Genomic DNA, 26,694 nt, shown 5'->3' on the forward strand with positions numbered 1-26,694 from the left:
TGAGCCAGTGTTTTTGCGAGAGAGATCAAAAAGATGAAGAGAGGGGAAAAGAGAAATGAATTACTGCGAGCAAGCTCGCAGTAATTTGTCGAGGTAATTAACTCAACAACTGAAACGCAATCATCCCGACGATGGCACCGACAGTACCAAGAATGGTTTCCATCATGGTCCAGGTTTTCAGCGTTTCGGCTTCGGTCGCGCCGGTAAATTTACCGAACAACCAGAAACCGGCGTCGTTAACATGGCTGACTACAATCGAACCACCAGCGATACAAATCGACAGCGCCGCCATTTGCGCACCGGAGTAATTCAGTTGTTCAATAACCGGCATCACCAGCCCCACCGCCGTTAAACAGGCAACGGTTGCAGATCCCTGAATGATGCGCACCGCCGCTGCCAGCACGAAGCAGGTGATCGCAATCGGCAGGCCCATCCCGGTTAACGCTTCGCCCAGCGCCGGACCTACGCCAGAGTCAACCAGCACCTGTTTGAACACACCGCCCGCACCAATCACCAGCAGAATAATCCCCGCAGGTTGCAGCGCGTGACCGCAAATCTCCATCACTTTGTCTTTCGGCATACCCTGACGCATCGCCAGACCATAAATCGCCACCAGACAAGCAACCAGAATCGCGGTAAATGGATGGCCAACAAACTCAAACCATTCATAAGCCGTTGACCCTTCTGGCACAAAACGTGCAGCAATGGTTTTCAGCCCAACCAGTACTAACGGCAGCAGGATCAGCGACAAACTGAATCCGAAGGACGGCATTTTGCCTTCGCCAAGATGCGGTTCACTGATGTCGTCAGGAATATGCAGCTCAACGTAACGGCTGATGAAATTACCCCACAGCGGGCCGGCAATAATCATCCCCGGAATTGCCGCACACAGGCCAATCAGGATCATCCAGCCAAAGTCGGCATTCATCTGCGATGCCAGCAGCATTGGCGCTGGCCCCGGCAGCAAGAACGCCGCTGCCGCTGCTACGCCTGCAAACAGCGGGATAACCAGCTTTACCAGGTTTGTGCCCGTGTGGCGCGCCATTGAGAATGCAACGCTAATCAGCAGAACAATCGCCACTTCAAAGAACAATGGTAACGCACAGACCAGACCCGCAAGGCCAATGGCATAATGCGCGCGGCTGTGACCGAAGGATTTGAGCATTTTGACGGCAATCTGATCGACTGCGCCGGTTTCATGTAAGATCTTGCCAAACATGGCTCCCAGGGCGACAACCACCGCCAGGAAACCAAGAGTGCCTCCCATCCCTTTTTCCATCGTCGCTGCGATTTTATCGAGCGGCATACCGGAAAAAAGGCCTGCCCCCATAGACACCACCATCAAAGCCAGGAAAGCATGCATACGCGCCTTCATGACTAAAAACAGCAGCAGTAAAACAGACCCTACTGCTGTTAAAACAAGCGTTAATGTAGTCACTACTTATTTGCCTTTTTTAATAACCTCAATGGTGCTTGCCACAACACCTTCCAGCGGCTGATCGATATCTACCACCAGTACATCGGTTTCGTCCGCACCCGGTTCCTGCAGCGTTTCAAACTGCGTCACCAGCATTTGGGTTTTAAAGAAATGGCCTTTGCGCGCTTTCAGGCGGCTTTCAATCACATCAAAATCGCCTTTCAGGTAGATGAAAGAGAGATTTGGATTACCTTCACGCAGCAGGTCGCGATAGTGCTTTTTCAGTGCGGAACAGACGATCAGCGACACTTTATTGGTACGCTGCATGGCAAACGCGGCGTCGTTCAGCGCCTGTAACCACGGTTTACGATCATCATCATTCAACGGTTCACCGGACGCCATTTTTTCGATATTGCGACGCGGATGGAGGAAATCGCCATCAAGAAACGCGGCATGAAGTTGATGCGCCACTTCACTGGCGACCGCAGATTTGCCGCTGCCCGATACGCCCATCAGAACGTAAATGTGGTGATCATGGTTAGTCGTGCTCAAAGTGGTGCCCCCACAGTACAAGAATTAAAAATGTTACGGGTAACTGTTATCGGTAACATTGTCCGGCCGGACAAAAACAGAAGCAATATCCATCCGTGCCTTAAGTGTATAAGTGTGAGCTACTTCAAATTTGTGAGCTTAAATAGATCCGCCCGGTGACAAGGTGAAACCTAAATCTAACATTTTCGGTGTCACCGCTTCGCCACGAATACGCGCCAGCAGGCGCTCAGCGCCAATGCTGCCCATCCGCTCACGCGGCGTCAGCACGCTCGCCAACCGTGGCTCCATCACCTGACCAATATCGTGACCGTGGAAACCGGCGATCGCCATATCATCAGGGATTTTCAGCCCCAGGCGCTGACATTCAAATGCCGCGCCAACGGCCAGGTCATCGTTGGTACAGAACACGCCATCTAACTGCGGATATTCCCGCCGCGCCTGGCGAATCAGTTCAATACCAGAAGAGTAAGAAGAGGATTGCTCGACCATCACGCTATACGGCACCAGGCCGGCATCCAGCATCGCCTGCTCATATCCCTTCTGTTTGATGATAGTACGTTCATCGAGGCGCGCACCAAGATAAGCCACATGACGATGCCCACGGGCAATGATAGCGGCGGTCATCTGCCGTGCCGCTTCAAAGTTATTAAATCCGACGGCGATATCGAGACACGGCGACTGGCTGTCCATCAGTTCCACCACCGGAATACCAGCCACTTCAATCATCTTTAATGTGCGCGGCGTGTGGGTACGTTCGGTGAGGATCAGACCGTCGATATTCCACGAGAGCATCGATTCGAGGCGTTCTTGCTCCATTTCCGGTTTATAACCGTAGTGAGCCAACATGGTTTGATAACCGTGTGCGTCGGTAACGCTTTCAATTCCGCGTAACACTTCGGCAAAAACCTGGTTAGTCAGAGAAGGTAGCAGGACGCCAATCGCCCGACTGGTGGCGTTTGAGAGGATATCGGGTGCGCGATTGGGAATATAACCCAGTTCATCAAGAGCGGCAGCGATCTTGCCGCGCAGGGCGACGGAGACTTGCTCCGGGTTGCGTAAAAAACGACTGACCGTCATTTTGGTCACGCCTACACGATCAGCCACATCCTGAAGTACGGGTCTTTTCTTTTTCATCGTCCTGAAAGGTACAAAAGGGATAGATTCCTTTAGTTTACCACGGACGCATCAGAACCTTCCCGATTCCTCGAGAAGGTTTGTGAGATAAATTTAGACTGGCGGTAAATCGAACAGCAGAATTTCACTGTCGCTATCGGCGTGGATGGATATCGCCTGCTCATCCCAAATTGCCAGGCCATCGCTGGTCGAGGCTTTTACGCCGTTAATGGTGACGTTGCCTTTCACCACCTGGATCCAGACGCGGCGTTCAGCGGCAATCTGATGTATTGACTGTTCATCTTTCACCAGCGCCCAGCGGTACAGCTCCATATCCTGATGCACTTTCAACGAACCGTCACGCGCATCCGGCGAGAGCACCAGTTGTTTGCCCTGTACGGCATCGAAGCGACGCTGTTCATAACGCGGCGTAATGCCGTTTTCTTCCGGCATGATCCAGATCTGATACAGATGCAGACGCTCGGTGCTACTTGGGTTGTACTCTGAGTGACGAATACCCGTACCCGCACTCATAATCTGAAACTCGCCCGCCGGAACCTGTTCTTTGTTCCCCATGCTGTCCTGATGCTCAACCGCACCTTCCAGCACATAGGTCAAAATTTCCATATCTTTATGTGGGTGAGTGCCGAAGCCCTGCCCTGCTTCAATCACGTCGTCGTTAATCACACGCAGCGCGGAGAAGCCCATAAAGTTCGGATCGTAATAGTTGGCAAAAGAGAAAGTGTGCCAGGAGTCCAGCCAGCCATGATTCGCATGGCCACGTTCATTTGCTTTGCGTAAGTAGATCATTTGTATTCGCCCCCTGAATGATTTGATGGGCTTAGTGTGGACCCGATCCGTCCGGGATGATAGAGGGTGAAAATTGACCCCTCTGTTCAAAAAAATTGAACTATTTGAGGGGGCATAAAACTTACTTCGCGAGAGTTACCGTGGAGGGTGAAGCTTGCTCAAAACCGCGCTCAAGGATTTCCAGATTAGTAAGAACTTCAGATTCCTTGACGTAATTTGGCGCACCGGTAGTAATGGTTTGATACAGCGCATCGTAGACGCGTCCGTAATCTCCCACTTCCGGCTTCATTTCCTCTCTTACCGTAACGCCCTCGTCATTGACATACTCCAGCACACCGACCGAATCATCCGCCGCGAATCCCGCTTCGCCCGGCATAATATTAGCCTTCAGGCTGGTTTCCTGCTGGTCAATACCGTATTTAATAAATGTACCTTTCTTACCGTGAACGATAAATTTCGGATAATCGATTTTCACCAAATGGCTGGTTTTGACGATGGCTTTCAAATCACCATAAAACAACTGCGCTTCGAAAGTGTCGTCCGGATTGGCTTTATTACGCAGGCTGCGAATATCGTAAGCCACATGATCCGGGCAACCAAACAGTGAAATAATCTGGTCGAGGGTATGCACGCCAAGACCATAGAACGCGCCATCTTGCGGTAGTCCGGGTTTAGTTTCTGCCACCGGGCGGTAGTAGTCAAAATGGCTTTCCACTTCGACAATCTCTCCCAGCTTGCCGCTTTCAATCGCTTTTTTCGCCGTCAGGAAGCAGGAGTCAAAGCGACGATTCTGATACGGCGTGACGGTCAGCCCTTTACTTTTTGCCAGCGCAAACAGCTCTTTCGCTTGCGCAAGCGTAGGGGTGAACGGTTTTTCGACCAGCACATTTTTTCCGGCCTCCAGCGCGCGCTTCGCATACTCGAAGTGGCTGTCAGCATGGGTGCAGACGACAACCAGCTTAACGTCGGGATCATTTAATACTTCGTCGAGATCGCTGGTGAAATGAATATGGGAATAGATGGGAGCCTGTTCTTCCGGCCTGGCATGGCGGCGAAAAATATGCGCGACATGCCAGCTATCCTTGCGGTTAAGTACATACGGCAGATGGTAACGGGTGGTGCTTTTACCGAAGCCAATGAAGGCGCAGTTAATGACCATAGTTTCGTCCTTTTTAAGGTGGTTAGTGACACCTTAGCGCAAAGCGGACGTGGTTCCTATGCCTGTGTTTCAGTACGTCAGATTGTTGGCAAAGTGCACTTTGATCATGCCGGATGCGGCGTGAACGCCTTATCCGGCCTACACAAAATGGCATCGGTTTGTAGGCCTGATAAGCGTAGCGCATCAGGCAATTTTGCATTTGTCTCAACACGAGCACTTCCCGTGGGCAAAATAGCAAGTCAGCCTGGCTGAAACGAAAGCAAAAAAAAGCCAGCACCCGGCTGGCTAAGTAATACTGGAAGCAATGTGAGCAATGTCGTGCTTTCAGGTTCTCCGCGAGGGTCTTCCTGATCGCGAGACAATAATAATCATTCTCATTCGCACTTGTCCAACACTTTTTGCAAAAAAATGCATTTGACTCGCTTTTGAAAGTCAATGATGTTGAAAGGGACATTTACACCAAAGAGGACAGAGGAATGAATGAGATAGTGATACGCCACGCTGAAACGCGCGATTACGAGGCTATTCGGCAGATTCACGCCCAGCCGGAGGTGTATTACAACACGCTACAGGTGCCTCATCCTTCCGCTCATATGTGGCAGGAGCGACTCGCCGGGCATCCCGGCATCAAGCAACTCGTCGCCTGTATTGATGGAGACGTCGTAGGTCATCTTACCATTGACGTACAGCAACGCCCGCGTCGCAGTCATGTTGCCGATTTTGGTATCTGCGTCGACTCCCGCTGGAAGAATCGTGGCGTCGCCAGTGCCCTGATGCAAGAGATGATTGAAATGTGCGACAACTGGTTGCGGGTAGATCGCATTGAGCTAACGGTGTTTGTCGACAACGCCCCGGCAATTAAAGTCTATAAAAAATACGGCTTTGAGATTGAAGGAACTGGCAAGAAGTACGCATTGCGAAACGGTGAATATGTTGATGTGTATTATATGGCGCGGGTGAAATAGAAAATTTGCAATCTAAGTTTGTCATTTAAGCCCTCACCTACCGGGAGAGGGCTTAACATATTAATACCCCGCCGTTAAATCATCTACCGAACGTGGATCGGATGCGCCGTACAACTCACCGTCCGGAGCAACCATAATGCTTTGCGTGCTGCCCATCGCTTCTTTCAGCGCCACTTTCTGGCCTTTTGCTTCCAGTAGCTTGAGCGTATCCGGGCTAAATCCTTTCTCCACTCGCAACTCGTCCGGCAACCACTGATGGTGGAAACGCGGCGCATTAGTCGCTTCAGCGACGTTCATTCCATAATCGATACTGTTCACTACCATTTGCAGCACGGTGGTGATAATTCGGCTACCGCCAGGGCTGCCAGTGACCAGCCAGGTTTTGCCATCTTTCACCACAATGGTTGGTGACATCGATGACAGCGGGCGCTTGTTCGGCCCTACAGCATTGGCATCACCGCCTACCAGCCCGTACACGTTCGGTACGCCCGGTTTGGCCGAGAAATCATCCATTTGGTTATTAAGCAAAATACCGCTCTCGCCCGCGACAATACCCGTACCGAAGGTGGTGTTCAGCGTATAGGTCACCGCCACCGCGTTACCGTCTTTATCCACCACTGAATAATGGGTGGTTTGATTACTCTCATAAGGCGCAAGCTTGCCGGGGCGAATTTCGCTGGACGGCTTCGCTTTATTGATATCAATTTGATCGGCAATAGATTTGGCATAGGCCTTATTCGTCAGCGCCTGCCACGGTACTTTGACAAAATCCGGATCGCCAAGGTATTCCGAGCGATCGGCATAGGCATGTTTCTCGGCTTCGGCCATGATTTGCATCGCATCGGCGCTACCAAAGCCATATTTCTTCATATCGAAGTTTTCCAGAATATTGAGGATCTGCACGATATGAATCCCACCAGAAGATGGCGGTGGCATGGAGTAAACCTGATACCCGCGATAATCGCCACTAATCGGTGTGCGTTCGACCGCTTTATACGCAGCCAAATCCTCTTTGGTAATCAAACCACCGTTTTTCTGCATCTCCTGGGCAATCTGCTCAGCTATTGTGCCTTTGTAAAACGCGTCCGGGCCATTTTCGGCAATCATCTCCAGGCTCTTTGCCAGGTTCGCCTGTACCAACTTGTCGCCCTTTTTCAGCGGCTCCCCCTCTTTCCAGAAGATAGCCTTGCTGTTTTCGTGATTCGGCAGCACTTCGCTACCATAGGTTTTGAGATCGTCAGCCAACGCATCGTTAACGATAAAACCATCACGCGCCAGTTTAAACGCGGGCTGAACCACTTTGTTCAGCGGCATGGTGCCGTATTTATCCAGCGCCAGCGAGAAACCTGCTACCGTGCCAGGCGTGCCGGAGGCCAGATGCGAAGTGAGTGATTTTTTACTGTCCGGGTTGCCCTGGTCATCGAGGAACATATCGCGGGTCGCTTTGGCAGGTGCCATTTCGCGGAAGTCGATAGCGGTGGTGTTGCCATTTTTAGTGCGGATCAGCATAAAACCGCCGCCCCCCAGATTCCCCGCCTGCGGATGCGTTACCGCCAGCGCATATCCCACCGCCACGGCAGCATCCACGGCATTCCCGCCCTCCTTGAGGATATCTACTCCCAGCTGAGTGGCAGTGGCATCGACAGAAGCCACCATTCCCTGCTTCGCGCGCACCGGATGGAAGACATCCTCCTCCACGCCATACGAGACGGGCGGCGGCGCAGGTGGCGCGGCTGCCGCACTAAAACAACATCCTGAAAGTAAAGTAGCAATCGCCGCCCGGCGTAAAAACGTCGGTTTTATCATCGTTATTCTCCAGTTGTATGAGGGGCCTTCCCCACTTAAGCCTGGTGTATAACTCTGAAATAATCATCGTTTTGCCGGGAAGCGAGTAAACTTAAAGGATATCTTCAGAGGAGGATACGCGATGAAACGACTTCTGCTTTTGACGGCACTCCTGCCGTTTGTCGGCTTTGCACAGCCCATTAATACTCTGAATAATCCTAACCAGCCGGGATATCAAATCCCCAGCCAGCAACGGATGCAAACCCAGATGCAGACTCAGCAAATCCAACAAAAAGGGATGCTGAATCAGCAACTGAAAACTCAGACGCAACTACAACAGCAGCATTTAGAAAATCAGATTAACAGCAACTCGCAGCGGGTATTGCAGTCACAGCCGGGGGAGCTAAATCCCGCCCGGCAGCAAATGCTGCCCAACAACAACGGCGGGATGTTAAACGGCAACCGTAATCCGGATAGTTCGTTGAATCAGCAGCATATGCTGCAAGAGAGGAGAAACGGCGACATGCTGAATCCACCCAGCACATCGCAGCCTGACCTTCCGTTGAAAACTATTGGGCCGTAAAATTTGGCCCGATCACGTCAATCGCATCAGTACAGATGCAATCCACGCCCCAGCGCAGCAACTCTGCCGCTCGCTGGGGTCTGTTGACGGTATAAACCAGAATCCGCAACCCAGCGTCTTTCAACTGCATCACTCGCGCTTTATCGAGCAACTTATGATTGAGATGAATAGAGACGCAGCCCAGCCGCGTAGTCAGTTCGCGCCAGTCGTCGCGCCACTCATCAAGCAACAAACCGCGCGGCAGTTCCGGTGCTGCCAATTGTGCGGCTTCTAAAGCATCAATCTCAAACGATGACAGCAGCGGTGGGGTCATCTCCGCCCAAAGTTCGCGTGCCGCCAGTGCCACCATTTTGCCCGTCGACGACCCGGTGCCGGTGGTGGGTTTGATTTCGATATTCGCCATCATCCCGTGTTCGCGACAGCGTTCCGCCACCTGCGAAAGCAACGGCAGCGGCTCACCTTTAAACGCTTTGCTGTACCAACTGCCTGCATCCACGCGCAGTAAATCCTGCCAGTTCAGTTCGCCCGCGACGCCCCAGCCGTTGCTGGTACGTTCTAGGTTGTCATCATGGAGCAAGAAGATCTCACCATCTTTCGATAACTTCGCGTCAAATTCGATCATCTTATGACCGTATTTTGCCCCCACGTCGATTGCCGCCAGGGTGTTTTCCGGGGCAAGTTTACCGCCGCCACGGTGGGCGACAATGCGGGGATAAGGCCAGTTACTCATACTCGTTGTCCTGTTTCACCATCAAAAAGATGTAGCTGATTTTCCGGCAAATGCAGCCACAACATGCTGCCTGCCGTCGGGCGTTCCTGATGCGCCAGTCGTACCACCAGCTTCTGATCGCCCCAGCGTCCGTGCGCCAGATTATCAGCGCCGAGGATCTCCAGCGTGTCCATCACCAGCGGCACGCCGCCTTCTGCCTGCGAGCTTAACGCAATATGTTCCGGGCGGATACCGAGGGTCATTTTACGCCCGGCATACTGCCGATAATAACCGTTCAACGGTAGTACGATGCCGCCGTCCAGCTCGAAGTGCGTACCTTCGTTATTCACGCGACCTGTCAGCAGGTTCATCGCCGGACTGCCGATAAAACTCGCCACAAACAGGCTGGCGGGTTTTTCGTACACTTCAACCGGCGTGCCAATCTGTTCGGCAACGCCGCCGTTCATTACCATCACTCGCTGGGCGAGGGTCATCGCTTCAACCTGATCGTGGGTGACGTAGAGTGATGTCGTTTTCAGACGACGGTGTAACTGTTGCAACTCAAGACGCATCTGTACGCGCAGCTTGGCATCGAGGTTAGAGAGCGGCTCATCAAACAAGAACACCGCCGGATCGCGCACAATCGCGCGCCCCATCGCCACACGCTGACGCTGACCGCCAGAAAGCTCGCGTGGACGGCGCTTAAGCAAACCGTCAAGTTCGAGAATGCGTGCTGCTTCTTTGACACGTTCAGCAATTTGCTGCTTGCCCATACCGCGAATTTTCAGCCCCCACGCCATATTCTCCTCTACGCTCATATGCGGATAAAGCGCGTAGTTCTGGAACACCATCGCAATCCCGCGATCTTTCGGCTCCATTTCGGTTACGCGCTGCTCGTTGATCCAGATATCGCCCTCAGTCACCTGCTCCAGCCCGGCAACCATGCGCAGTAGCGTGGATTTTCCGCAGCCAGACGGCCCAACCATCACAATAAATTCACCGTCTGCCACATCAAGCGTCAGCGGTTTAATGACCTGGGTTTTGCCATCCCAGCTTTTGGTTACTGCCTGTAATTTCAGTCCTGCCATCTTATTTCTCACTATCGACCAGGCCGCGCACAAAGGCACGCTGCATCACTAAAACAATCAATACTGGTGGGATCAGGGTTAACAACATTGCAGCCATCACCGAGTTCCATTCTGTCGTGCCTTCGCCAGTGGCGATCATCCCTTTAATCCCCGCCACGGTGGTGCCGAGATCAACATCGGTAATAATCAGCAGCGGCCACAGATACTGGTTCCAGCCGTAGATAAAGGTGATCACAAACAGCGCCGCCAGATTGGTTTTTGACAGCGGAAAGACAATGTCGCAAAAGAAGCGCATCGGTGACGCACCGTCGATACGAGCCGCTTCCACCAGCTCATCCGGCAGCGTCATAAAGAACTGCCGGAACAGGAACGTAGCGGTCGCTGAGGCCATCAGCGGCAGCGTTAAACCTGCGTAGCTGTCGAGCATCTTCAGATTGGCGATCACTTCTACCGTCGGGAAAATACGCACTTCAACCGGCAACATCAGAGTAATAAAAATCATCCAGAAGAAGAGGTTACGCAGCGGAAAACGAAACCAGACGATGGCGAATGCCGAGAGCATCGAAACGGTAATTTTGCCCAGCGTAATGCTGAACGCCATCACGAAACTGTTAAGCAACATCCGCCAGAATGGCGCGCTATTCGTGCCTACTCCGTTTACCCAAATGTTATGGATATTCTCCAGCAGATGCGTGCCGGGGATCAGCGTCATCGGCGCGGCGTAGACTTCCTGTTTATCCAGCGTCGCTGCGACAAACGCCACGTACAGCGGGAAGAGGATCACCGCAATCCCAAGGATCAGCATGGTATGGCTGAATATCGTCAGCCACGGACGGTTCTCAATCATTGGTAACGCACCTTGCTTTCAACATAGCGGAACTGCACCACCGTCAACACGATGACGAGGAACATCAACACCACCGACTGCGCGGCAGACGAAGCCAGATCCAGTCCGGTAAAGCCTTCGCGGTAGATCTTATAAATCAGCGTGGTAGTGGCCTGTACTGGCCCACCGGACGTAGCGGCATCAATCACCGGGAAGGTGTCGAAGAAGGCGTACACCAGATTAACCACCAGCAGAAAGAAACTCACCGGAGCGATAAGCGGTAACGCGATCTTAAAGAAGCGGCGAATCGGGCCTGCGCCGTCAATGGCCGCCGCTTCGATCAGTGAACGGGGAATGGATTGCAGCGCGGCATAGAAGAACAGAAAGTTGTAGCTGATTTGCTTCCACACCGAGGCGAACACCACCAGAAACATCGCCTGGCCGCTGTTTTGCGCGTGGTTCCAGTCATAGCCGAACTCAGCAAGAAAATGAGTGATCAGCCCGCGACCGGGGTTAAACAGGAAGATCCACAATACGGCGGCAACGGCGGGAGCCACGGCATACGGCAACAACATTAAAGTTTGATAGAAACGGCTGCCGCGCACGATGTACTCCACCAGCGCCGCAAAGAACAGCGACACCAGCAAACCGCTGACGGTGACAAAGGTGCTAAATTTTATCGTCGTCCAGAAGGAGTCGAGATAGTAACTGTCATGGAACAGCGTGACGAAGTTATCCAGCCCGACAAACTGGCTGGAGAAACCAAACGGATCGACGCTTTGTAGCGAGTACCACAACGCTTCGCCCGCAGGCCAGATAAAAAAGATAACGGTGATGATGAGCTGCGGCGCGACCAGCAAATAAGGCAGCCAGCGCGAGCGGAACACCGGACGGGATGATGACATTACGGTTAATTCCTGAACTGTGCCGGATGCGCTTCGCTTATCCGGCCTACACGCGATGCCAGGTCAGATAAGCGAAACGCATCCGACATTACACTGATTAAGACTTCGTCGATTTCTCAAAGCGGCGCAGCAACTGATTCCCACGCTCAACGGCGGTATCCAGCGCCTGCTGTGGCGTCTTCTTACCGGTCCACACGCTCTCCAGCTCTTCATCCACAATTACGCGGATCTGCGGCATATTGCCCAGACGCAGTCCTTTGGTATACGGCAATGGCGGCTTGTTCAGCATCTGACGCGTCGCAGTATCCGCTCCTGGGTTTTTCTCGTAAAAGCCCTGCTCACGGGTCAGGTCATAAGCCGCTTTAGTGATCGGCAGATAACCGGTTTTCTGATGCCACTCAGCAGCGTTTTCTGGCTTCGCGAGGAAGTCGAGGAACTTCGCCACACCGGTGTAAGTATCCTTATCTTTGCCCTGCATCACCCACAGGCTGGCTCCGCCGATAATGGCGTTTTGTGGCGCATCTTTCGCATCGGCGTCGTAAGGCATCATGCCTACGCCATAGTTGAATTTGGCATACTCTCGAATGTTGGCAAGCGAACCGGAAGAGGCGGTCGTCATCGCGCAATCACCGTTATAGAACTTCTCGGTGGATTCATCCTTACGCCCGACGTAGCTAAAATCGCCCTTCTTGTTCATCTCTTCCAGCATGGCGATATGTTTCACCTGCTCCGGCTTGTTGAACTCCAGCACCGCATCTGTGCCGTCAAACCCGTTGTTTTTGCTGGCAAATGGCAGGCCATTCCAGGCGCTAAAGTTTTCCAGTTGGATCCAGCCCTGCCAGCCGCTGGCGTAGCCGCACTTCATACCGGAGGCTTTCAGTTTTGCGGCATAGTCAGCCAAATCCTGCCAGGTTTTCGGCGGCTGCTCCGGGTCTAACCCTGCTTTTTTGAAAGCATCTTTGTTGTAATAGAGAACGGGAGTCGAGCTGTTGAACGGTTGGGAGAGTAAATGTCCGGTTTTGCTGTCGGAGTAGTAGCCTGAAACCGTCGGCACAAACTGCGACTCATCGAAGTTAATCCCCGCATCTTTAAATACTTCATACACCGGTTTAATCGCTTTCGACGCCATCATGGTGGCGGTGCCAACTTCATAAACCTGCAAAATAGTCGGCGCGTTACCGGTACGAAATGCTGCGATACCCGCGCTTAAATTCTGTTCGTAGTTGCCTTTGTAGGTCGGTACAATTTTGTAATCCGGGTTTTCGGCGTTAAAACGTTGAGCCAGAGAATCCACCTCTTTACCCAGTTCCCCTTCCATCGAATGCCAGAACGGAATAGTCGTCACGGCCTGTGCATTCCCCATTAACGCCAATCCGAGCGCCAGTGCTGAAGCTGTATAATGTAACGGTTTCATTGATTATCTCTCTTGTTGTACCGGATGCGCGAATTCACGCGTTTTATGCTCGCGGGGTAACATGACATGCTCGAATTACAGAAAAATAACTCTTTTGTTACATTTTTAAGATAGTAAGGTGTCAGAAAGATGACAAGGCGGTGACGGTACGGGTGAGGGAAAATGGGAGATGGGGCACGGATAAGCGGGAAAATAGAAGGTCTGAGTCAAACTCTACAGATTGTAGATAATGTGCTCATCGTTTCATGCCGGATGCGGCGTGAACGCCTTATACGGCCTACAAGATCGTGCAAATTCAATATATTGCAACTCACCCAATAGGCCTGATAAGTGCAGCGCATCAGGCAATTTTACATTTGTCACCTGTCTCAAAGGAGTCTTTTGACTCCTTATCAATCAACGCGTTATTACCCGCCTAAATACGCGCTTCTCACCGCTTCGTTCGCCAGTAGTGCATCGCCGGTATCGGAGAGCACCACATGACCGTTTTCCAGCACGTAGCCGCGATCTGCCAGCTTCAGCGCCTGATTGGCGTTCTGTTCGACGAGGAAGATGGTCATTCCCTGCTCGCGCAACTGCTCGATGGTGTCGAAGATTTGTTGGATGATAATCGGTGCCAGTCCGAGCGATGGCTCATCAAGCAGCAGCAAACGCGGATTGCTCATCAGTGCACGACCAATCGCCAGCATCTGCTGTTCACCGCCGGACATGGTGCCCGCCCGCTGAATACGGCGCTCATGCAGACGCGGGAACAGCTCATAGACCCACTTTATGCGCTCCTGAAACTGATCTCTTTCGGCAAAGAAACCGCCCATTGCCAGGTTCTCTTCCACCGTCATCCGCGAGAAGACACGACGCCCTTCCGGGACAATCGCCACTGCTTCACGCATGATTTTCGCCGTCTGCCAGTCGGTAATGTCTTTATCATCAAACACAATTCGTCCGCTGGTGGCGCGCGGGTCGCCGCATAACGTACCGAGCAAGGTGGTTTTCCCTGCGCCGTTCGCACCAATCAAGGTAACAATCTCTCCCTGATTAATATGCAGGCTCACCTCATGCAGCGCCTGGATTTTGCCGTAGTGGGCGCTGACTTTGTCAAAGGACAACATGACTTTTTCCATCTTATGCCTCACCTAAATAGGCACGGATCACGTCCGGGTTATTACGGATCTGCTCCGGCGTACCATTTGCCAGTGGCGTCCCCTGATTAACCACGTAGATTCTGTCTGAAATCCCCATCACCAGCTTCATATCGTGCTCAATCAACAAGATAGTGGTGTTGTGATGATTACGCAGCTCGGCAATCAGCTCATCCAGTTCTTTGGTCTCTTTCGGGTTAAGACCTGCCGCCGGTTCGTCGAGCATTAAAATCTCCGGCTGCGTCACCATGCAGCGGGCAATCTCCAGACGACGCTGGTCGCCATAGGCCAGGTTGCTCGCCTGGCGGTTGGCGTGTTCCAGCAAACCAATGCGCTCAAGCCAGGTTGCGGCGCGGTCGAGCGCTTCACTCTGGGCGCGACGGAAAGAAGGCGTTTTCAACAGGCCGGAAAACAGCCCGGTTTTTAGTTGCTGATGCTGCGCCACCAGCAGGTTTTCAATCACTGTCATTTCACGGAACAGACGCACATGCTGGAAGGTGCGCACCACGCCCATGCGGGCAATTTGCTGGCCGGGCAAACCTTCCAGATGCTGATCGCGCAGTAAAATGGTGCCGCCGGTGGGTTTGTAGAATCCGGTCAGGCAATTGAAGACCGTGGTTTTTCCGGCACCGTTAGGGCCGATTAACGAGACGATTTCCTGCGGGTACAGCTCGAGATTGACGTTGTTCACCGCCAACAGGCCGCCGAAGCGCATCATCAGGCCGTTAACAGATAATAATGGCTGACTCATGCCTGCTCTCCTTTCGCTTCGCCGTTCTTCAGCTTCAGTTGCGGGCGTGTCATGGGCAGCAAGCCCTGTGGACGCCAGATCATCATCAGCACCATCAGGCCACCGAGCATCAACATGCTGTATTCGTTGAAATCACGCATCAACTCGCGCGACACCACCAGCAGAACTGCCGCCAGAATCACCGCAAACTGTGACCCCATGCCACCGAGCACCACAATTGCCAGCACAAATGCCGATTCGGCAAAGGTGAAGGATTCCGGGCTGACAAAGCCCTGGCGCGCAGCAAACAGCGTTCCGGCGAAACCCGCAAACGCGGCGCTGATGGTAAAGGCTGTCAGCTTGATACGGCGCGGGCTTAAACCCAGCGAACGACAGGCGATTTCATCTTCACGCAACGCTTCCCATGCGCGACCCAGCGGCATCCGCAGCAGGCGATTAATGACGAATAAGGAAAACACCACCAGTAACAAGGCCACCAGGTAGAGAAAGATGACGCGATCGGACGGATCGTATTTCAGGCCAAAGAAATTACTGAAGGTATCCCAGCCGCCTTCACGGGCAGTACGACTGAACTCGAGGCCAAAAAAGGTCGGTTTAGGGATCTGGCTGATGCCGTTCGGACCGCCGGTAACTTCAGTATTATTGAGCAGCAAAATACGCACAATTTCACCGAAGCCGAGAGTAACGATCGCCAGATAATCACCGCGCAGACGCAACACCGGGAAACCGAGCAGGAAGCCCGCCGCCGCTGCCATCAGACCGGCAATCGGCAGACAGGTCCAGAAGCCAAGACCATAATAGTGATTGAGCAGCGCAAAGGTGTAAGCACCAATGGCGTAAAATCCGCCATAACCGAGCACCAGCAGGCCGGAAAGCCCTACCACCACGTTCAACCCGAGGCCGAGGATAATATAGATCATGGTCAGAGTGGCGATATCCACCGTCCCTCGCGACACCATAAACGGCCACGCCACCGCAATCACCAGCAGCGCCACGAGGAACAGCTTCTGTTTCACCGTGGAACCATCAATCGCTGGCAGGATGAACTTCGGCCCGGAAACGCTTTTCAACCCTTTCTGGAAAGCAGGTCGCACAAGCTGAAAGAAAAAGACCACCGCCGTGCCGATAAACACCCATTCCCAACGGACATCCGAAGCCGTGTCGACCACCAGTTTGGTGCCGTCCAGCTCCAGTTGCACGCCCATAAAGACGCCCGCCAGGACAAAGAACATGGCGGCAGAGAGCAGCGCCATTGCAATATGCATCGGTTTCATACTTTCTCTACCTCCGGACGCCCCAGAATACCGGTCGGCATCACCAGCAACACCAGAATCAGCAAGGCGAATGAAACCACATCTTTATATTCCGTACTCAGATAGGCAGAAGAGAGCGCCTCCGCAATCCCCAGGATCAGCCCGCCAATCATCGCCCCCGGAATGCTACCAATCCCGCCGAGTACCGCAGCAGTAAAGGCTTTCATCCCGGCCATAAAGCCAATATAGGGGTTAATCACGCCGTAGAACTGACCGAGCAGAACGCCTGCCACCGCCGCCATCGCTGCGCCAATCACAAAGGTCAGCGCAATCACCCGGTCGGTGTTAATGCCAAGCAGACTCGCCATTTTCAGATCTTCCGCGCAGGCACGACACGCGCGTCCCATACGGGAATAGCGAATGAAAATCGTCAGCGCCAGCATGGCGAGGAAGGTGACAATCCAGATCACCGCCTGCATGGTGGTAATAGACGCAGAGAAGTTTTCGCTATGACCCACTATCCACTGACCGTTAAACAGGCTGGGCAGCGCCACGTCGCGCGAACCTTCGGTCAGGCTGACGTAGTTTTGCAGGAAGATAGACATGCCAATCGCGGAAATAAGGGCAATCAGACGTTTAGAGTTACGCACCGGGCGATACGCTACCCGTTCGATACTCCAGCCGTAAGCGCTGGCAATGACTATTGCACCGACGAATCCCGCCGCCACCAGCAGCCAGCCGGTATCAATGCCCATCATCATCAGCGCAGCGATGATCATAAACGAGACGTAGCTGCCGATCATATAAACCTCGCCGTGGGCGAAGTTGATCATGCCGATAATGCCGTAAACCATGGTGTAGCCGATGGCAATCAGCGCGTAAGTACTGCCCAGCGTGACGCCGTTAAACATCTGCTGCAAGAAATACAAAAACTGCTCAGACATAAGGTAACCTTTCTAAACCTGCCCGCTTTTCACGGGCAGTGGGATGATTACTTGGCTGCCGTGGAAGAACCGTCGGCGTGCCACTGGAAGACACCAAAATCAAATCCCTTCAGATCGCCTTTTTCATCCCAGTTCAGCGGCCCAATCACGGTATTAGCACCGTTAGCTTTTAAATCTTTCACCAACGCCAGCGGTTCATCGCTGCCGGTACGCTCAAGGGCAGTCGCCAGAGATTGCACCGCTGCGTAGGTGATCCAGACATAGGGACCGGTTGGATCTTTCTTGTCGGCTTTCAGCGCATCAACAATGCCCTGGTTTGCCGGGTCCTGGTCATAGCGTTTTGGCATAGTGACCAACATACCTTCGGCAGCATCACCGGCAATGTTCGACAGCGACGCGTTACCGACACCTTCCGGCCCCATAAACTGGGTTTTCAGGCCGACGGAACGAGCCTGGCGCAGCATCTGCCCCATTTCCGGGTAGTAACCGCCGTAGTAAACGAAGTCGATGTTTTCTTTTTTCAGGCGGGCAACCAGCGCGGAGAAATCTTTCTCGCCAGCAGTAATGCCGTCGAAGAAGACGATATTGGCATTAGCCGCTTTCAACGCGTCCTGCACCGAACGCGCCAGCCCTTCGCCATACTGTTGTTTGTCGTGAATAATGGCGATGCGCTCGGGTTTCACCGTCTCAACAATGTATTTCGCGGCAGTCGGCCCCTGGGAGGAGTCCAGCCCGGCAGTGCGCATGATGTGTTGATAACCGCGTTGAGTCAGTTCCGGGTTGGTCGCCCCCGGCGAGATCATCAGAATACCTTCGTCTTCATAGATGTCCGACGCCGGCTGGGTAGAGGAGGAACAGAGATGACCAATAACGTATTTAATGCCGTCGTTAACGATTTTGTTGGCGACCGCAACGGCTTGTTTCGGATCGCAGGCGTCGTCATATTCCACGCCAACCAGCTTATCGCCTTTAATTCCTCCTTTCGCGTTAATGTCTTTGATTGCCTGGCGAGCACCGTTAAATTCCATATCGCCCCACTGGGCAACCGGGCCAGACATCGCGCCGACAACGGCAACTTTAATATCGTCGGCCAACGCGGTGTGTGATATTGCCAGTGCAATCATCCCTGCGATGATAGTTTTCGCATTCCGTTTCATTATTCAAAATCCCCACTCGTAATGTTGTGTTGCTTTGTTTTTATGTATTAAAAAATCTGGCTGTTCTTTTTTTATACTGCGCTGTTTTGCCTGTCTGATTAAGGGTTTAGCGCAGTATTTTGTGATAATAGCGATTAAAATCCCTATTTTTCAGTCGATTAAGAACAGATAATATTCTGAATTTATTGATAGATAAACAGAAAAAAGCGCCGTTGTCAGCATAAAATAACGACAAAAGGGCGGAATAATTCACTACCATTCAGGGGATTATGCTGGACAATTTTCATTCTCTAATGTTTTTAATTTGTAATTATTGCTGAAAAAAAATTAATCACCTGCCAAAAGAAATAAAAAAGAGAAAGCCTCCGATTAAATTATTTCGCTACACTGGTTCCACTTTTGTGATTTGTACGGGTTACCTATGAAGCTGACCATCATTCGATTAGAAAATTTTAGCGACCAGGACCGGATTGACCTGCAAAAGATCTGGCCGGAGTATTCCCCTGCGTCTTTACAGGTTGACGATAACCACCGTATCTACGCCGCGCGTTTTAACGAGCGCCTGCTTGCTGCCGTGCGAGTAACCTTAAGCGGCACTCAGGGGGCACTGGATTCCCTACGCGTGCGGGAAGTCACCCGCCGACGCGGTGTGGGGCAATATCTGCTGGAAGAGGTGTTACGTAACAATCCTGGCGTTTCATGCTGGTGGATGGCGGATGCCGGTGTGGAAGATCGCAGCATGATGGCGGCGTTTATGCAGGCGTTGGGATTTAAGGAACAACCGGGCGGCTGGGAAAAGCATTAATATTCAGGTGTGATGACAAACGAGGGATTGCCTGATGCGCTACGCTTATCAGGCCTACAATGTGTATTTCAATTTACTGATTTCTGTAGATCTTGTAGGCCGGATAAGGCGTTTACGCCGCATCCGGCATGAAGCAATGAACTTGATATCAGCAATTTGACGGCAACCCTGGGTTGCCGATTAATGATTACTTCGCATCGGTCGCCGTGCCATTAGCGTGCCAGTCAAACACGCCGAACTCGAAACCTTTCAGATCGCCTTTCTCATCCCAGGTCAGCGGCCCCATCACCGTATCAACCGGGTTCGCTTTCAGGTATTTGGCGATCTCAGCCGGATCGTCGGACTGGTTCAGACCCGCCTGTAAAGATTGCAGTGCCGCGTAGGTGGTCCACACGAATGCGCCGCTTGGATCCTGTTTTTTCGCTTTGATCGCGTCAACAATTGGTTTGTTCGCCGGAACCTGATCGTAGTTCTTCGGCTTGGTCACCAGCAGACCTTCCGCTGACTCGCCCGCGATATTAGACAGCGAGACGTTAGCCACACCTTCCGGCCCCATAAACTGGGTTTTCAACCCCGCCGCACGTGCCTGACGCAGGATCTGCCCCATTTCCGGGTGGTAACCGCCGTAGTAAACGAAGTCGATATTCTCTTTCTTCAGACGCGCCACCAGGGTTGAGAAGTCTTTTTCTCCGGCGGTGATGCCGTCAAAGAACACCACGTTAGCGTTACCTTTCTTCAGGCCGTCCTGCACCGCACGCGCCAGACCTTCACCGTACTGCTGTTTGTCATGAACGATAGCAATACGCTGCGGTTTCACTTTCTCAAGAATATATTTCGCCGCTGTTGGTCCCTGGTCAGAGTCCAGGCCAGTGGTGCGCATAATCAACTTATAGCCACGCGCGGTCAGTTCTGGCGCGGTTGCCGCTGGGGTGATCATTAAAATACCTTCATCTTCATAGATGTCAGACGCTGGCTGCGTTGATGAAGAACAGAGGTGGCCAATCACATATTTTATGCCGTCGTTAACAACTTTGTTCGCCACTGCTACAGCCTGTTTCGGGTCACAGGCATCGTCATATTTTACGATTTGCAGTTTGTTGCCTTTAACGCCGCCTTTGGCGTTAATATCCGCAACTGCCTGCTCTGCGCCAGTAAATTCCTGGTCACCATACTGGGCTACCGGGCCAGACATCGCTCCGACAACCGCGACTTTGATATCTTCCGCCAGAGCCATATTGCTGAATGCCAGCGCGATACATCCTGCCAGTAACGCTTTACCCTTTATATTCATCCTGAGAATCCCCATTCTTCTGGTTATTACGTGTATTGTGATGTTGTTGTACAGCACTTTATTTCGTTTTGTGTATGACTACCCGTGCCTTAGCAGCATACTCTGCTAAAACATACCCGATTTTTATGATTTTGGAACGAGAAATTTAGACGAAACACCACAAATTCATAACAAAAATTACCATCATTGAGAACCATATCTTCGCTTAGATATTTATAAATACATGAAATGTATATTAATATATTATTTGCTATATTTATGGCATATCTTAAATAAGATATTCAGCTCAAGAATAAATAAAACATTAATCATCATTTAAAACAATAAAATATAACCCACCCTTCCTCTTATTTATTACAAAAAGTTTATTAGCAATTTTAGCCAACGCTACCATCTGTGATCCTGTTAACATTTTAATTTATTAGAATTAATATAAAATCTTAGACCAAGGATTCATCCTTAATATGATAAGAAACATAACATTCGAATTATGAATATTTATTTCTTATCAGCCGCGCCATAACTATAAAAGGAACTTATCATTTGAATCAGTTCGATATTATAATTCTGACACACGGTGAAGCTGGTAATTATTTATTATCCAGCAGCGAAATGATTGTAGGTAAAACAAAAAATTCCACGTCGCTTTCTCTGCAGCCTGGAATGTCACCTGAAACACTTATGCTACAAGTAAAAGCGGTACTCAGGCCTGGTATTGATACGCTCATATTCACAGATATCTATGGCGGAACGCCATCAAATATTGCCCTCCTTCTTTCTAAAGATTTTCCCATTCGCTGTATCAGCAGTGTCAATTTGGCTATGTTAATCGAAGCCAACATGTTACAGGATTCTGACGAAATACTTACCTTTGAAGAATATGTTCAACATGTACATGATGCGGGTAAAGAAATGGTTCAAACTTATTACTTTAATAAAGGATGATAAACTATGAGTATAGTACATGCCCGTATTGATTACCGTTTAATTCATGGACAAGTTATAACAAAATGGTTAAAAAGAAGTGATGCTAATAAAATAATTGTCATTGATGACCCTTTATCACGCGATCCTTTTCTTGCCGAAGTCTATAAGATGGCAGCGCCAAGTGGCGTCGAAGTAATAATGACATCTATTGAAGATGTATTACAGCGCTGGAATAGCAATAACTCTATGAAGGAAAGCTATTAATACTTTTCAAATCGATCGATTCTGCATTACAAACCATACAAGGTGGTTTAATGCTAGAGGAATTACAGGTCGGCGGCGTTGAAAACACTCCAGGAAGGAAAATAGTTTTCAATCAAATATCACTCAATCATGAAGATGCCGACAAACTTCAAATCATCGAAGATAAGAATATAAAAATTTATTTCCAAACTATTCCTGAAGAAGATCCTGCCAGCCTACAAAAAATCAAAAATAAGTTACCTTAATTAAGGAGAGGAACTTATGTCTATTTTTACCGCAGCAATTATTGCCCTGGTATATTGGATATCCCAGGCAAAAGTATGGTACGGTTTTTCTATTATGCGTATGCCATTATCGATAGCGCCTATTATGGGACTAATCTTTAATGATATGCCAACCGCTTTATCTGTTGGGGCCACCTTACAGATGATCTATATCGGGAGTATTGCCCCGGGAGGAAACCCTCCTGCCGATGAAGGTTTAGCCTCGTGTATCGCAATCCCAATTGCACTTACCGCAGGTATTAAACCAGAAATTGCTATCTCTTTAGCTATTCCTCTGGGATTGCTGGGCGTGGTTCTGGAAAACGTGCGCAAAACACTGAACACTACGTTTGTCCACATGGCTGACCGCTATGCAGAAAAAGGGGATATCAAAGGCATACAACGCGCAGCCACAATATATCCTCTCCTGTTAGCCTTTCCGATGCGTTTTGTACCGGTATTCATCGCCTGTTTGTACGGCCCGGATGCCATTGCCTCTTTTGTAAACCTGCTTCCCGCCTGGTCGACGAATGGACTGGCGATTGCCGGTAATATTCTGCCTGCACTCGGTTTCGCAATAACCATCATTGTCATCGGTAAAAAACAATATATCCCTCTGTTCATTATCGGCTTTTTCCTCGTGACCTATTCAGGTTTGAATACTATTGGCATCTCTATTTTTGGACTCTGTGCCGTCCTCTTATATATGCAGTCACAAAATGCAAAAGGAACGCAAAATGGATAATACAATTGAGTCAGGATACTCAGCATCCTCACCAATTACGCAAAGAGATGTTCAGATTGTTTGGCTAAAATGGCACGCGTTCTCTGAAACATCTTTGAATTTCGAACGCTTGCAAGCGCTGGCATTTTGTAACGCAATGACAGGGGTATTAGCGAAATTATATCCCGATGAAAAAGATCTCGCTAAAGCCCTACAACGCCATTTAACCATGTTCAACACTCAGGCGAACTGGGGATCGGTTATCGCTGGTATTAGTATTGCGCTGGAGGAAAAAGCAGCTCAGGAACCAGAAGAACAACGTGAAGCAACAACGCAGCTCGTTACGGGTTTAAAAACGGGTCTTATGGGGCCTGTATCAGGTATTGGTGACACGTTAGACTTTGGTACATTGCGCCCCATTGTTATTGGTGTCTGTATCCCGTTTGTTATTCAGGGATACGTTATTGCCGCACTTCTCCCCCTGATTTACCAGGTTGTTTACATGTTTTTCGCCAGTCGATTTGCACTCAATATCGGCTATAAAAAAGGGAAAGAATCAATCCTGGAAATCCTGCATTCTGGTAGCATTCATCGAATCATTGAAGGCGCAGGAATGTTCGGGTTGTTGATGATGGGGGCGCTTTCAGCAACATATGTAAAAATTAAGACGCCATTGCACATTACAACCGGTGGCGGTAATACCATCGTCTTGCAGGATATGCTGGATAAAATTGTACCTAACATGTTGCCGCTTATTGCCGTGTTGGGTATTTATTTTTACATACAAAAGTGTGGCCCACATTTCTTACGCATTCTGGTAACTATTCTGTTTTTAAGCCTGGCGTTTTCTTTCTTTGGAGTTTTATAAAATGAAAAAGATAACTATCACGCCAAGACCTTTTATTGATAAAGGCAAAGTCTATATTGAAAAACTACAATCTGCAGGTTATGACGTTGAATGTAATACCAGTGGAGGTCGATATAGCAAGGAAGAACTCATCGAGAAAATTAAATATGCAGATGCCATTATTACCGGCAACGATCCTTTAGACAGAGAAGTGATTGATCAGGCCAAAAACTTGAAGGTTATATCGAAATATGGTGTAGGGTTAGACAATATAGATGTCGATTACGCGAATAGAAAAGGCATCGTAGTGCACAAAGCTCTCAATGCCAATTCTATTTCCGTTGCAGAGATGGCCATCCTGATGATGCTCTCCAGTTGCCGAAAATATGTCGAAACCGAGAATCAAGCCAGAAATGGTCAGGATGTCAGGCTTGTCGGTCATGAGCTATATCAAAAAACGCTGGGATTAATTGGGCTTGGTGCAATTGGTCAGCATGTTGCCCATATTGCTCATTCTCTTGGAATGATTATCACCGCCTATGATCCCTATCTCGATAAAAATAAAGTTCCATCCTATATAGAGCTTAAATCACTGGATGATATTTATCATCATAGCGACATCCTTTCTCTACATTTGCCGTTACTGGATAATACTCCTAATCTGATCAACGAGACGGTATTCGATAAAATAAAACCCTCGGCCATTTTAATTAACACAGCAAGGGGGGGATTGGTTGATGAAGAATCTTTATATAGCGCACTTATTAATCAGAAAATAGCCTTTGCCAGCGAAGATATTGAGTTGAAGGAACGTTCAGCAAAAATTAAAGAACTAAAAAATTATTCTATTACACCTCATGCTGCTTCATTCACCAATGAGGCCGAGCATAACACCATGCAAATTTCTATTAAAAATGTCCTACAGGAACTGGAGAAAGAATAATGAAAGAGCTTAAAGGGATTATTACCGCAATGGTAACGCCTTTCGATGAAATGGAAAAAATGGACATTTCAGCAGCAAAAAAAATGGCACGTTGGTTAGTCGATAAAGGCGTACACGGCTTGTTTATTTGCGGAACGAACGGTGAGTTTCATTTGCTCTCCGATGACGAAAAAGTTGAACTAACAAAAGCCGTAGTTGAAGAGGTTGGCAATGAAGTGACTATTTGTGCAGGCGCAGGTTGCTGTAGCACAAAACAAACTATTGAATTAACAAGACGCTTAGTAGATGCAGGTGCCGATTACATTTCCGTTGTGACACCATACTACCTGGTGCCTAACCAGGAAGATTTATACCGCCACTATTATGATATTGCCTTAAGCACAACAGCCCCCATTATTCTTTATAACTTGCCGGGTCAGACAGGGTTGAGTATTGAATATGAGACGGCAAACCGTTTAGCCGATATTGAAAATATCGTAGCGATAAAAGATAGCAGTGGTAAATTTGAAGTTCAGAAACAATATCTGGAAATATCTAAACATAAAAACTTTAAGGTGTTAAATGGCTCAGACTCCTTAATGCTGGATGCATTTAAAGAAGGTTCTGTGGCTGCTGTTGCTGCAACGTCGAATGTTCTGCCTACTATTGAAGTCGATTTATATAACTACTTCATGGCCGGTGAACTGGATAAAGCACAGGACGAGCGCAACAAGATGGATTCGCTACGCATGACCATTAAAAAAATGACTGCGCCTGCGGTAATGAAGGAAGCACTAAACCTGATGGGCGTGAAAGCCGGTATTACCCGTAGACCAATTCATATGCCAAACGACGCGATCGTCGAAGACATCAAGGAAATGCTAAAAGGCTATAAATTCCTGTAAATGATAAATGCCGGATGCACCTTATCCGGCAAGACAGCAGAAACAAAAACCCCCGGACTCGCTTCCAGGGGTTATCAGGTACAGCTCAACGCGTTGTGCAGTTACGCTTCAATAGCAGCGCGAAGTTTTTTCATCGCGTTCTTTTCAAGCTGACGCACACGCTCGGCGGAAACGCCGTAACGGTCAGCCAGTTCCTGCAACGTAGATTTGTTGTCTTCGTCAAGCCAGCGCGCGCGGATGATGTCCTGGCTACGTTCGTCCAGACCTTGCATCGCGTCGGTCAGACGGTTTGCCGCCTGCTCTTCCCAGTTATCATCTTCAATGCCGTCGGCAAAGTTAGATGATTTATCCTGCAGATAGAGCACCGGAGCCATCGGTTGGCTATCGGAATCGTCGTCGGAAGACATATCGAATGTCATGTCTTGTGCCGCCATACGCGATTCCATCTCACGCACGTCTTTGCTGGTAACGCCCAGTTCGCGAGCCACCATTTCGACTTCATCCTGATTAAACCAGCCCAGACGCTGCTTGGTTTTACGCAGGTTAAAGAACAGTTTGCGCTGTGCTTTGGTCGTCGCAACTTTAACGATACGCCAGTTACGCAGAACGTATTCGTGGATCTCTGCTTTGATCCAGTGGACGGCGAAGGAGACCAGGCGCACACCCACTTCCGGGTTGAAACGGCGCACTGCTTTCATCAGGCCGATGTTACCTTCCTGAATCAAATCCGCCTGTGGCAGGCCATAGCCCGCATAATTACGAGCAATATGAACAACAAACCGCAGGTGAGACAGGATCAGCGTTTTAGCTGCTTCCAGATCGCCATGGTAATGCAGCTTTTCAGCCAGCGCCCGCTCCTCGTCAGCCGACAACATCGGCCACGCGTTAGCTGCCCGGATGTAGGAATCCAGGTTGCCAACAGGGGCTAAAGCTAAACTTTGCATTTTGTCAGTCATTCAAATCCTCTCAATCGATATCTTCTGGCGCCTCAGTGGTAGCAACAACTGTGCCAGAGCTTAAGAGCAACGAGATTATCATTCACAGTTTTATCAGACCGTGATTTTATCCACAAGTTCAATGCTGGCTTGTGAATAAATTACGCACAAAATGTGACATAGAGATGAAATACCGGGAAGAGACAACGGGGTCTCTTTCCCTGCTACGGAACCCATTGCA

Annotated in this window: 28 protein-coding genes; 10 read left to right on the forward strand and 18 right to left on the reverse strand. The window is 50.1% G+C overall.

Annotated elements, in window-relative coordinates:
- Window positions 1-97: 97 nt before the first annotated feature.
- The 5 genes from gntU to C0K55_RS11685 form a co-directional block, all read right to left on the reverse strand.
- Window positions 98-1,438: a gluconate transporter gene (gene gntU, locus C0K55_RS11665; RefSeq protein WP_000210103.1), complete on the reverse strand. Its 1,341-nt coding sequence runs from the start codon at window positions 1,436-1,438 to the stop codon at window positions 98-100.
- A gap of 3 nt (window positions 1,439-1,441) precedes the next feature.
- The gene (gntK, locus tag C0K55_RS11670; RefSeq protein WP_000108330.1) at window positions 1,442-1,969 is read right to left on the reverse strand and encodes a gluconokinase; all 528 of its coding nucleotides are present in this window, start codon (window positions 1,967-1,969) and stop codon (window positions 1,442-1,444) included.
- 138 nt (window positions 1,970-2,107) lie between these two features.
- Entirely contained in the window at window positions 2,108-3,103 is a 996-nt protein-coding gene (gntR, locus tag C0K55_RS11675) for a gluconate operon transcriptional repressor GntR (RefSeq protein WP_000730265.1), read from the reverse strand.
- A gap of 93 nt (window positions 3,104-3,196) precedes the next feature.
- The gene (yhhW, locus tag C0K55_RS11680; protein ID WP_016249303.1) at window positions 3,197-3,892 is read right to left on the reverse strand and encodes a quercetin 2,3-dioxygenase; all 696 of its coding nucleotides are present in this window, start codon (window positions 3,890-3,892) and stop codon (window positions 3,197-3,199) included.
- Between the two features lie 121 nt (window positions 3,893-4,013).
- Window positions 4,014-5,051, reverse strand: coding sequence for an oxidoreductase (locus tag C0K55_RS11685; protein WP_105266725.1), 1,038 nt, complete (start codon window positions 5,049-5,051; stop codon window positions 4,014-4,016).
- 476 nt (window positions 5,052-5,527) lie between these two features.
- Between C0K55_RS11685 and yhhY the strand changes: the two genes are divergently transcribed.
- Complete coding sequence (gene yhhY / locus C0K55_RS11690) at window positions 5,528-6,016, forward strand: N-acetyltransferase (RefSeq protein WP_001517259.1); 489 nt, start codon at window positions 5,528-5,530, stop codon at window positions 6,014-6,016.
- 60 nt (window positions 6,017-6,076) lie between these two features.
- Here yhhY and ggt read toward each other — a convergent pair whose 3' ends face one another.
- A complete protein-coding gene (ggt, locus tag C0K55_RS11695) occupies window positions 6,077-7,822 on the reverse strand; it encodes a gamma-glutamyltransferase (protein WP_105266724.1) in 1,746 nt (581 codons plus the stop codon).
- A gap of 121 nt (window positions 7,823-7,943) precedes the next feature.
- Here ggt and C0K55_RS11700 point away from each other — a divergent pair, with 121 nt between their 5' ends.
- Window positions 7,944-8,384: a DUF2756 family protein gene (locus C0K55_RS11700; protein WP_000826135.1), complete on the forward strand. Its 441-nt coding sequence runs from the start codon at window positions 7,944-7,946 to the stop codon at window positions 8,382-8,384.
- Here C0K55_RS11700 and ugpQ read toward each other — a convergent pair.
- From ugpQ to livK, 10 genes are all read right to left on the reverse strand, one after another.
- Window positions 8,371-9,114 (reverse strand): glycerophosphodiester phosphodiesterase, encoded by a 744-nt coding sequence (ugpQ, locus tag C0K55_RS11705; RefSeq protein ID WP_001517261.1) that lies wholly within the window; start codon window positions 9,112-9,114, stop codon window positions 8,371-8,373. The two genes, C0K55_RS11700 and ugpQ, sit on opposite strands and share 14 nt — an antisense overlap.
- Window positions 9,111-10,181, reverse strand: a complete 1,071-nt coding sequence (gene ugpC / locus C0K55_RS11710; protein ID WP_000907767.1) for a sn-glycerol 3-phosphate ABC transporter ATP binding protein UgpC — start codon at window positions 10,179-10,181, stop codon at window positions 9,111-9,113. The genes ugpQ and ugpC overlap by 4 nt, the downstream gene beginning before the upstream one ends.
- 1 nt (window position 10,182) lies before the next feature.
- On the reverse strand, window positions 10,183-11,028 hold the full coding sequence (gene ugpE, locus C0K55_RS11715) for a sn-glycerol-3-phosphate ABC transporter permease UgpE (protein ID WP_000572182.1): 846 nt from the start codon (window positions 11,026-11,028) through the stop codon (window positions 10,183-10,185).
- On the reverse strand, window positions 11,025-11,912 hold the full coding sequence (gene ugpA / locus C0K55_RS11720; protein ID WP_000099289.1) for a sn-glycerol-3-phosphate ABC transporter permease UgpA: 888 nt from the start codon (window positions 11,910-11,912) through the stop codon (window positions 11,025-11,027). The genes ugpE and ugpA overlap by 4 nt, the downstream gene beginning before the upstream one ends.
- 97 nt (window positions 11,913-12,009) lie before the next feature.
- The gene (ugpB, locus tag C0K55_RS11725; protein WP_105266723.1) at window positions 12,010-13,326 is read right to left on the reverse strand and encodes a sn-glycerol-3-phosphate ABC transporter substrate-binding protein UgpB; all 1,317 of its coding nucleotides are present in this window, start codon (window positions 13,324-13,326) and stop codon (window positions 12,010-12,012) included.
- Window positions 13,327-13,733: 407 nt separating this feature from the next.
- A complete protein-coding gene (livF, locus tag C0K55_RS11730) occupies window positions 13,734-14,447 on the reverse strand; it encodes a high-affinity branched-chain amino acid ABC transporter ATP-binding protein LivF (protein WP_000416891.1) in 714 nt (237 codons plus the stop codon).
- 1 nt (window position 14,448) lies between these two features.
- Window positions 14,449-15,216: a high-affinity branched-chain amino acid ABC transporter ATP-binding protein LivG gene (livG, locus tag C0K55_RS11735; protein WP_000082101.1), complete on the reverse strand. Its 768-nt coding sequence runs from the start codon at window positions 15,214-15,216 to the stop codon at window positions 14,449-14,451.
- A complete protein-coding gene (gene livM, locus C0K55_RS11740) occupies window positions 15,213-16,490 on the reverse strand; it encodes a branched chain amino acid ABC transporter permease LivM (protein ID WP_000803810.1) in 1,278 nt (425 codons plus the stop codon). Before livM ends, livG begins: the two co-directional genes overlap by 4 nt.
- Window positions 16,487-17,413, reverse strand: coding sequence for a high-affinity branched-chain amino acid ABC transporter permease LivH (gene livH / locus C0K55_RS11745; RefSeq protein ID WP_001295106.1), 927 nt, complete (start codon window positions 17,411-17,413; stop codon window positions 16,487-16,489). Before livH ends, livM begins: the two co-directional genes overlap by 4 nt.
- 47 nt (window positions 17,414-17,460) lie before the next feature.
- The gene (gene livK, locus C0K55_RS11750) at window positions 17,461-18,570 is read right to left on the reverse strand and encodes a high-affinity branched-chain amino acid ABC transporter substrate-binding protein LivK (RefSeq protein WP_001517262.1); all 1,110 of its coding nucleotides are present in this window, start codon (window positions 18,568-18,570) and stop codon (window positions 17,461-17,463) included.
- Window positions 18,571-18,991: 421 nt separating this feature from the next.
- Between livK and panM the strand changes: the two genes are divergently transcribed.
- A complete protein-coding gene (gene panM / locus C0K55_RS11755; RefSeq protein WP_105224495.1) occupies window positions 18,992-19,375 on the forward strand; it encodes an aspartate 1-decarboxylase autocleavage activator PanM in 384 nt (127 codons plus the stop codon).
- 187 nt (window positions 19,376-19,562) lie between these two features.
- Here panM and livJ read toward each other — a convergent pair whose 3' ends face one another.
- Window positions 19,563-20,666 carry a branched chain amino acid ABC transporter substrate-binding protein LivJ gene (livJ, locus tag C0K55_RS11760; RefSeq protein ID WP_010381090.1) on the reverse strand — a complete coding sequence of 368 codons (1,104 nt, stop codon included), beginning with the start codon at window positions 20,664-20,666 and terminating at the stop codon, window positions 19,563-19,565.
- 543 nt (window positions 20,667-21,209) lie between these two features.
- Here livJ and C0K55_RS11765 point away from each other — a divergent pair.
- Genes C0K55_RS11765 through dapA form a run of 7 tightly spaced genes read left to right on the forward strand, consistent with a single transcriptional unit; the run spans window position 21,210 to window position 25,518 of the window.
- Window positions 21,210-21,611, forward strand: a complete 402-nt coding sequence (locus C0K55_RS11765; protein WP_105266404.1) for a PTS sugar transporter subunit IIA — start codon at window positions 21,210-21,212, stop codon at window positions 21,609-21,611.
- 6 nt (window positions 21,612-21,617) lie between these two features.
- A complete protein-coding gene (locus tag C0K55_RS26885; RefSeq protein ID WP_272897105.1) occupies window positions 21,618-21,857 on the forward strand; it encodes a PTS sugar transporter subunit IIB in 240 nt (79 codons plus the stop codon).
- A 35-nt stretch (window positions 21,858-21,892) separates the two neighbouring features.
- Window positions 21,893-22,102 (forward strand): PTS sugar transporter subunit IIB, encoded by a 210-nt coding sequence (locus C0K55_RS26890; protein ID WP_336603160.1) that lies wholly within the window; start codon window positions 21,893-21,895, stop codon window positions 22,100-22,102.
- A 16-nt stretch (window positions 22,103-22,118) separates the two neighbouring features.
- Complete coding sequence (locus C0K55_RS11775) at window positions 22,119-22,865, forward strand: PTS mannose/fructose/sorbose/N-acetylgalactosamine transporter subunit IIC (protein ID WP_000021881.1); 747 nt, start codon at window positions 22,119-22,121, stop codon at window positions 22,863-22,865.
- Window positions 22,858-23,712 carry a PTS system mannose/fructose/sorbose family transporter subunit IID gene (locus tag C0K55_RS11780; protein ID WP_000370586.1) on the forward strand — a complete coding sequence of 285 codons (855 nt, stop codon included), beginning with the start codon at window positions 22,858-22,860 and terminating at the stop codon, window positions 23,710-23,712. The genes C0K55_RS11775 and C0K55_RS11780 overlap by 8 nt, the downstream gene beginning before the upstream one ends.
- 1 nt (window position 23,713) lies before the next feature.
- Window positions 23,714-24,634: a phosphoglycerate dehydrogenase gene (locus C0K55_RS11785; protein ID WP_105266403.1), complete on the forward strand. Its 921-nt coding sequence runs from the start codon at window positions 23,714-23,716 to the stop codon at window positions 24,632-24,634.
- Window positions 24,634-25,518 carry a 4-hydroxy-tetrahydrodipicolinate synthase gene (gene dapA, locus C0K55_RS11790; RefSeq protein WP_105266402.1) on the forward strand — a complete coding sequence of 295 codons (885 nt, stop codon included), beginning with the start codon at window positions 24,634-24,636 and terminating at the stop codon, window positions 25,516-25,518. Before C0K55_RS11785 ends, dapA begins: the two co-directional genes overlap by 1 nt.
- 101 nt (window positions 25,519-25,619) lie before the next feature.
- Here the strand turns inward: dapA and rpoH are convergent, their stop codons facing one another.
- Window positions 25,620-26,474 (reverse strand): RNA polymerase sigma factor RpoH, encoded by an 855-nt coding sequence (rpoH, locus tag C0K55_RS11795; RefSeq protein WP_000130220.1) that lies wholly within the window; start codon window positions 26,472-26,474, stop codon window positions 25,620-25,622.
- Window positions 26,475-26,694: the final 220 nt, after the last annotated feature.

Source organism: Escherichia sp. MOD1-EC6098, assembly GCF_002965865.1.
In the GTDB taxonomy this organism is placed as follows: Bacteria; Pseudomonadota; Gammaproteobacteria; order Enterobacterales; family Enterobacteriaceae; genus Escherichia; species Escherichia marmotae.

Coding starts and splice junctions, on each gene's coding strand:
- yhhY (WP_001517259.1), top strand. CDS start 5,528: ATGAATGAGATAGTGATACGCCACGCTGAAACGCGCGATTACGAGGCT.
- ugpB (WP_105266723.1), bottom strand. CDS start 13,326: ATGAAACCGTTACATTATACAGCTTCAGCACTGGCGCTCGGATTGGCG.
- C0K55_RS11685 (WP_105266725.1), bottom strand. CDS start 5,051: ATGGTCATTAACTGCGCCTTCATTGGCTTCGGTAAAAGCACCACCCGT.
- livK (WP_001517262.1), bottom strand. CDS start 18,570: ATGAAACGGAATGCGAAAACTATCATCGCAGGGATGATTGCACTGGCA.
- ggt (WP_105266724.1), bottom strand. CDS start 7,822: ATGATAAAACCGACGTTTTTACGCCGGGCGGCGATTGCTACTTTACTT.
- dapA (WP_105266402.1), top strand. CDS start 24,634: ATGAAAGAGCTTAAAGGGATTATTACCGCAATGGTAACGCCTTTCGAT.
- livM (WP_000803810.1), bottom strand. CDS start 16,490: ATGAAACCGATGCATATTGCAATGGCGCTGCTCTCTGCCGCCATGTTC.
- rpoH (WP_000130220.1), bottom strand. CDS start 26,474: ATGACTGACAAAATGCAAAGTTTAGCTTTAGCCCCTGTTGGCAACCTG.
- panM (WP_105224495.1), top strand. CDS start 18,992: ATGAAGCTGACCATCATTCGATTAGAAAATTTTAGCGACCAGGACCGG.
- livF (WP_000416891.1), bottom strand. CDS start 14,447: ATGGAAAAAGTCATGTTGTCCTTTGACAAAGTCAGCGCCCACTACGGC.
- C0K55_RS11785 (WP_105266403.1), top strand. CDS start 23,714: ATGAAAAAGATAACTATCACGCCAAGACCTTTTATTGATAAAGGCAAA.
- ugpQ (WP_001517261.1), bottom strand. CDS start 9,114: ATGAGTAACTGGCCTTATCCCCGCATTGTCGCCCACCGTGGCGGCGGT.
- livJ (WP_010381090.1), bottom strand. CDS start 20,666: ATGAATATAAAGGGTAAAGCGTTACTGGCAGGATGTATCGCGCTGGCA.
- C0K55_RS11700 (WP_000826135.1), top strand. CDS start 7,944: ATGAAACGACTTCTGCTTTTGACGGCACTCCTGCCGTTTGTCGGCTTT.
- livG (WP_000082101.1), bottom strand. CDS start 15,216: ATGAGTCAGCCATTATTATCTGTTAACGGCCTGATGATGCGCTTCGGC.
- ugpE (WP_000572182.1), bottom strand. CDS start 11,028: ATGATTGAGAACCGTCCGTGGCTGACGATATTCAGCCATACCATGCTG.
- livH (WP_001295106.1), bottom strand. CDS start 17,413: ATGTCTGAGCAGTTTTTGTATTTCTTGCAGCAGATGTTTAACGGCGTC.
- C0K55_RS11780 (WP_000370586.1), top strand. CDS start 22,858: ATGGATAATACAATTGAGTCAGGATACTCAGCATCCTCACCAATTACG.
- ugpC (WP_000907767.1), bottom strand. CDS start 10,181: ATGGCAGGACTGAAATTACAGGCAGTAACCAAAAGCTGGGATGGCAAA.
- ugpA (WP_000099289.1), bottom strand. CDS start 11,912: ATGTCATCATCCCGTCCGGTGTTCCGCTCGCGCTGGCTGCCTTATTTG.
- C0K55_RS11775 (WP_000021881.1), top strand. CDS start 22,119: ATGTCTATTTTTACCGCAGCAATTATTGCCCTGGTATATTGGATATCC.
- gntR (WP_000730265.1), bottom strand. CDS start 3,103: ATGAAAAAGAAAAGACCCGTACTTCAGGATGTGGCTGATCGTGTAGGC.
- C0K55_RS26885 (WP_272897105.1), top strand. CDS start 21,618: ATGAGTATAGTACATGCCCGTATTGATTACCGTTTAATTCATGGACAA.
- yhhW (WP_016249303.1), bottom strand. CDS start 3,892: ATGATCTACTTACGCAAAGCAAATGAACGTGGCCATGCGAATCATGGC.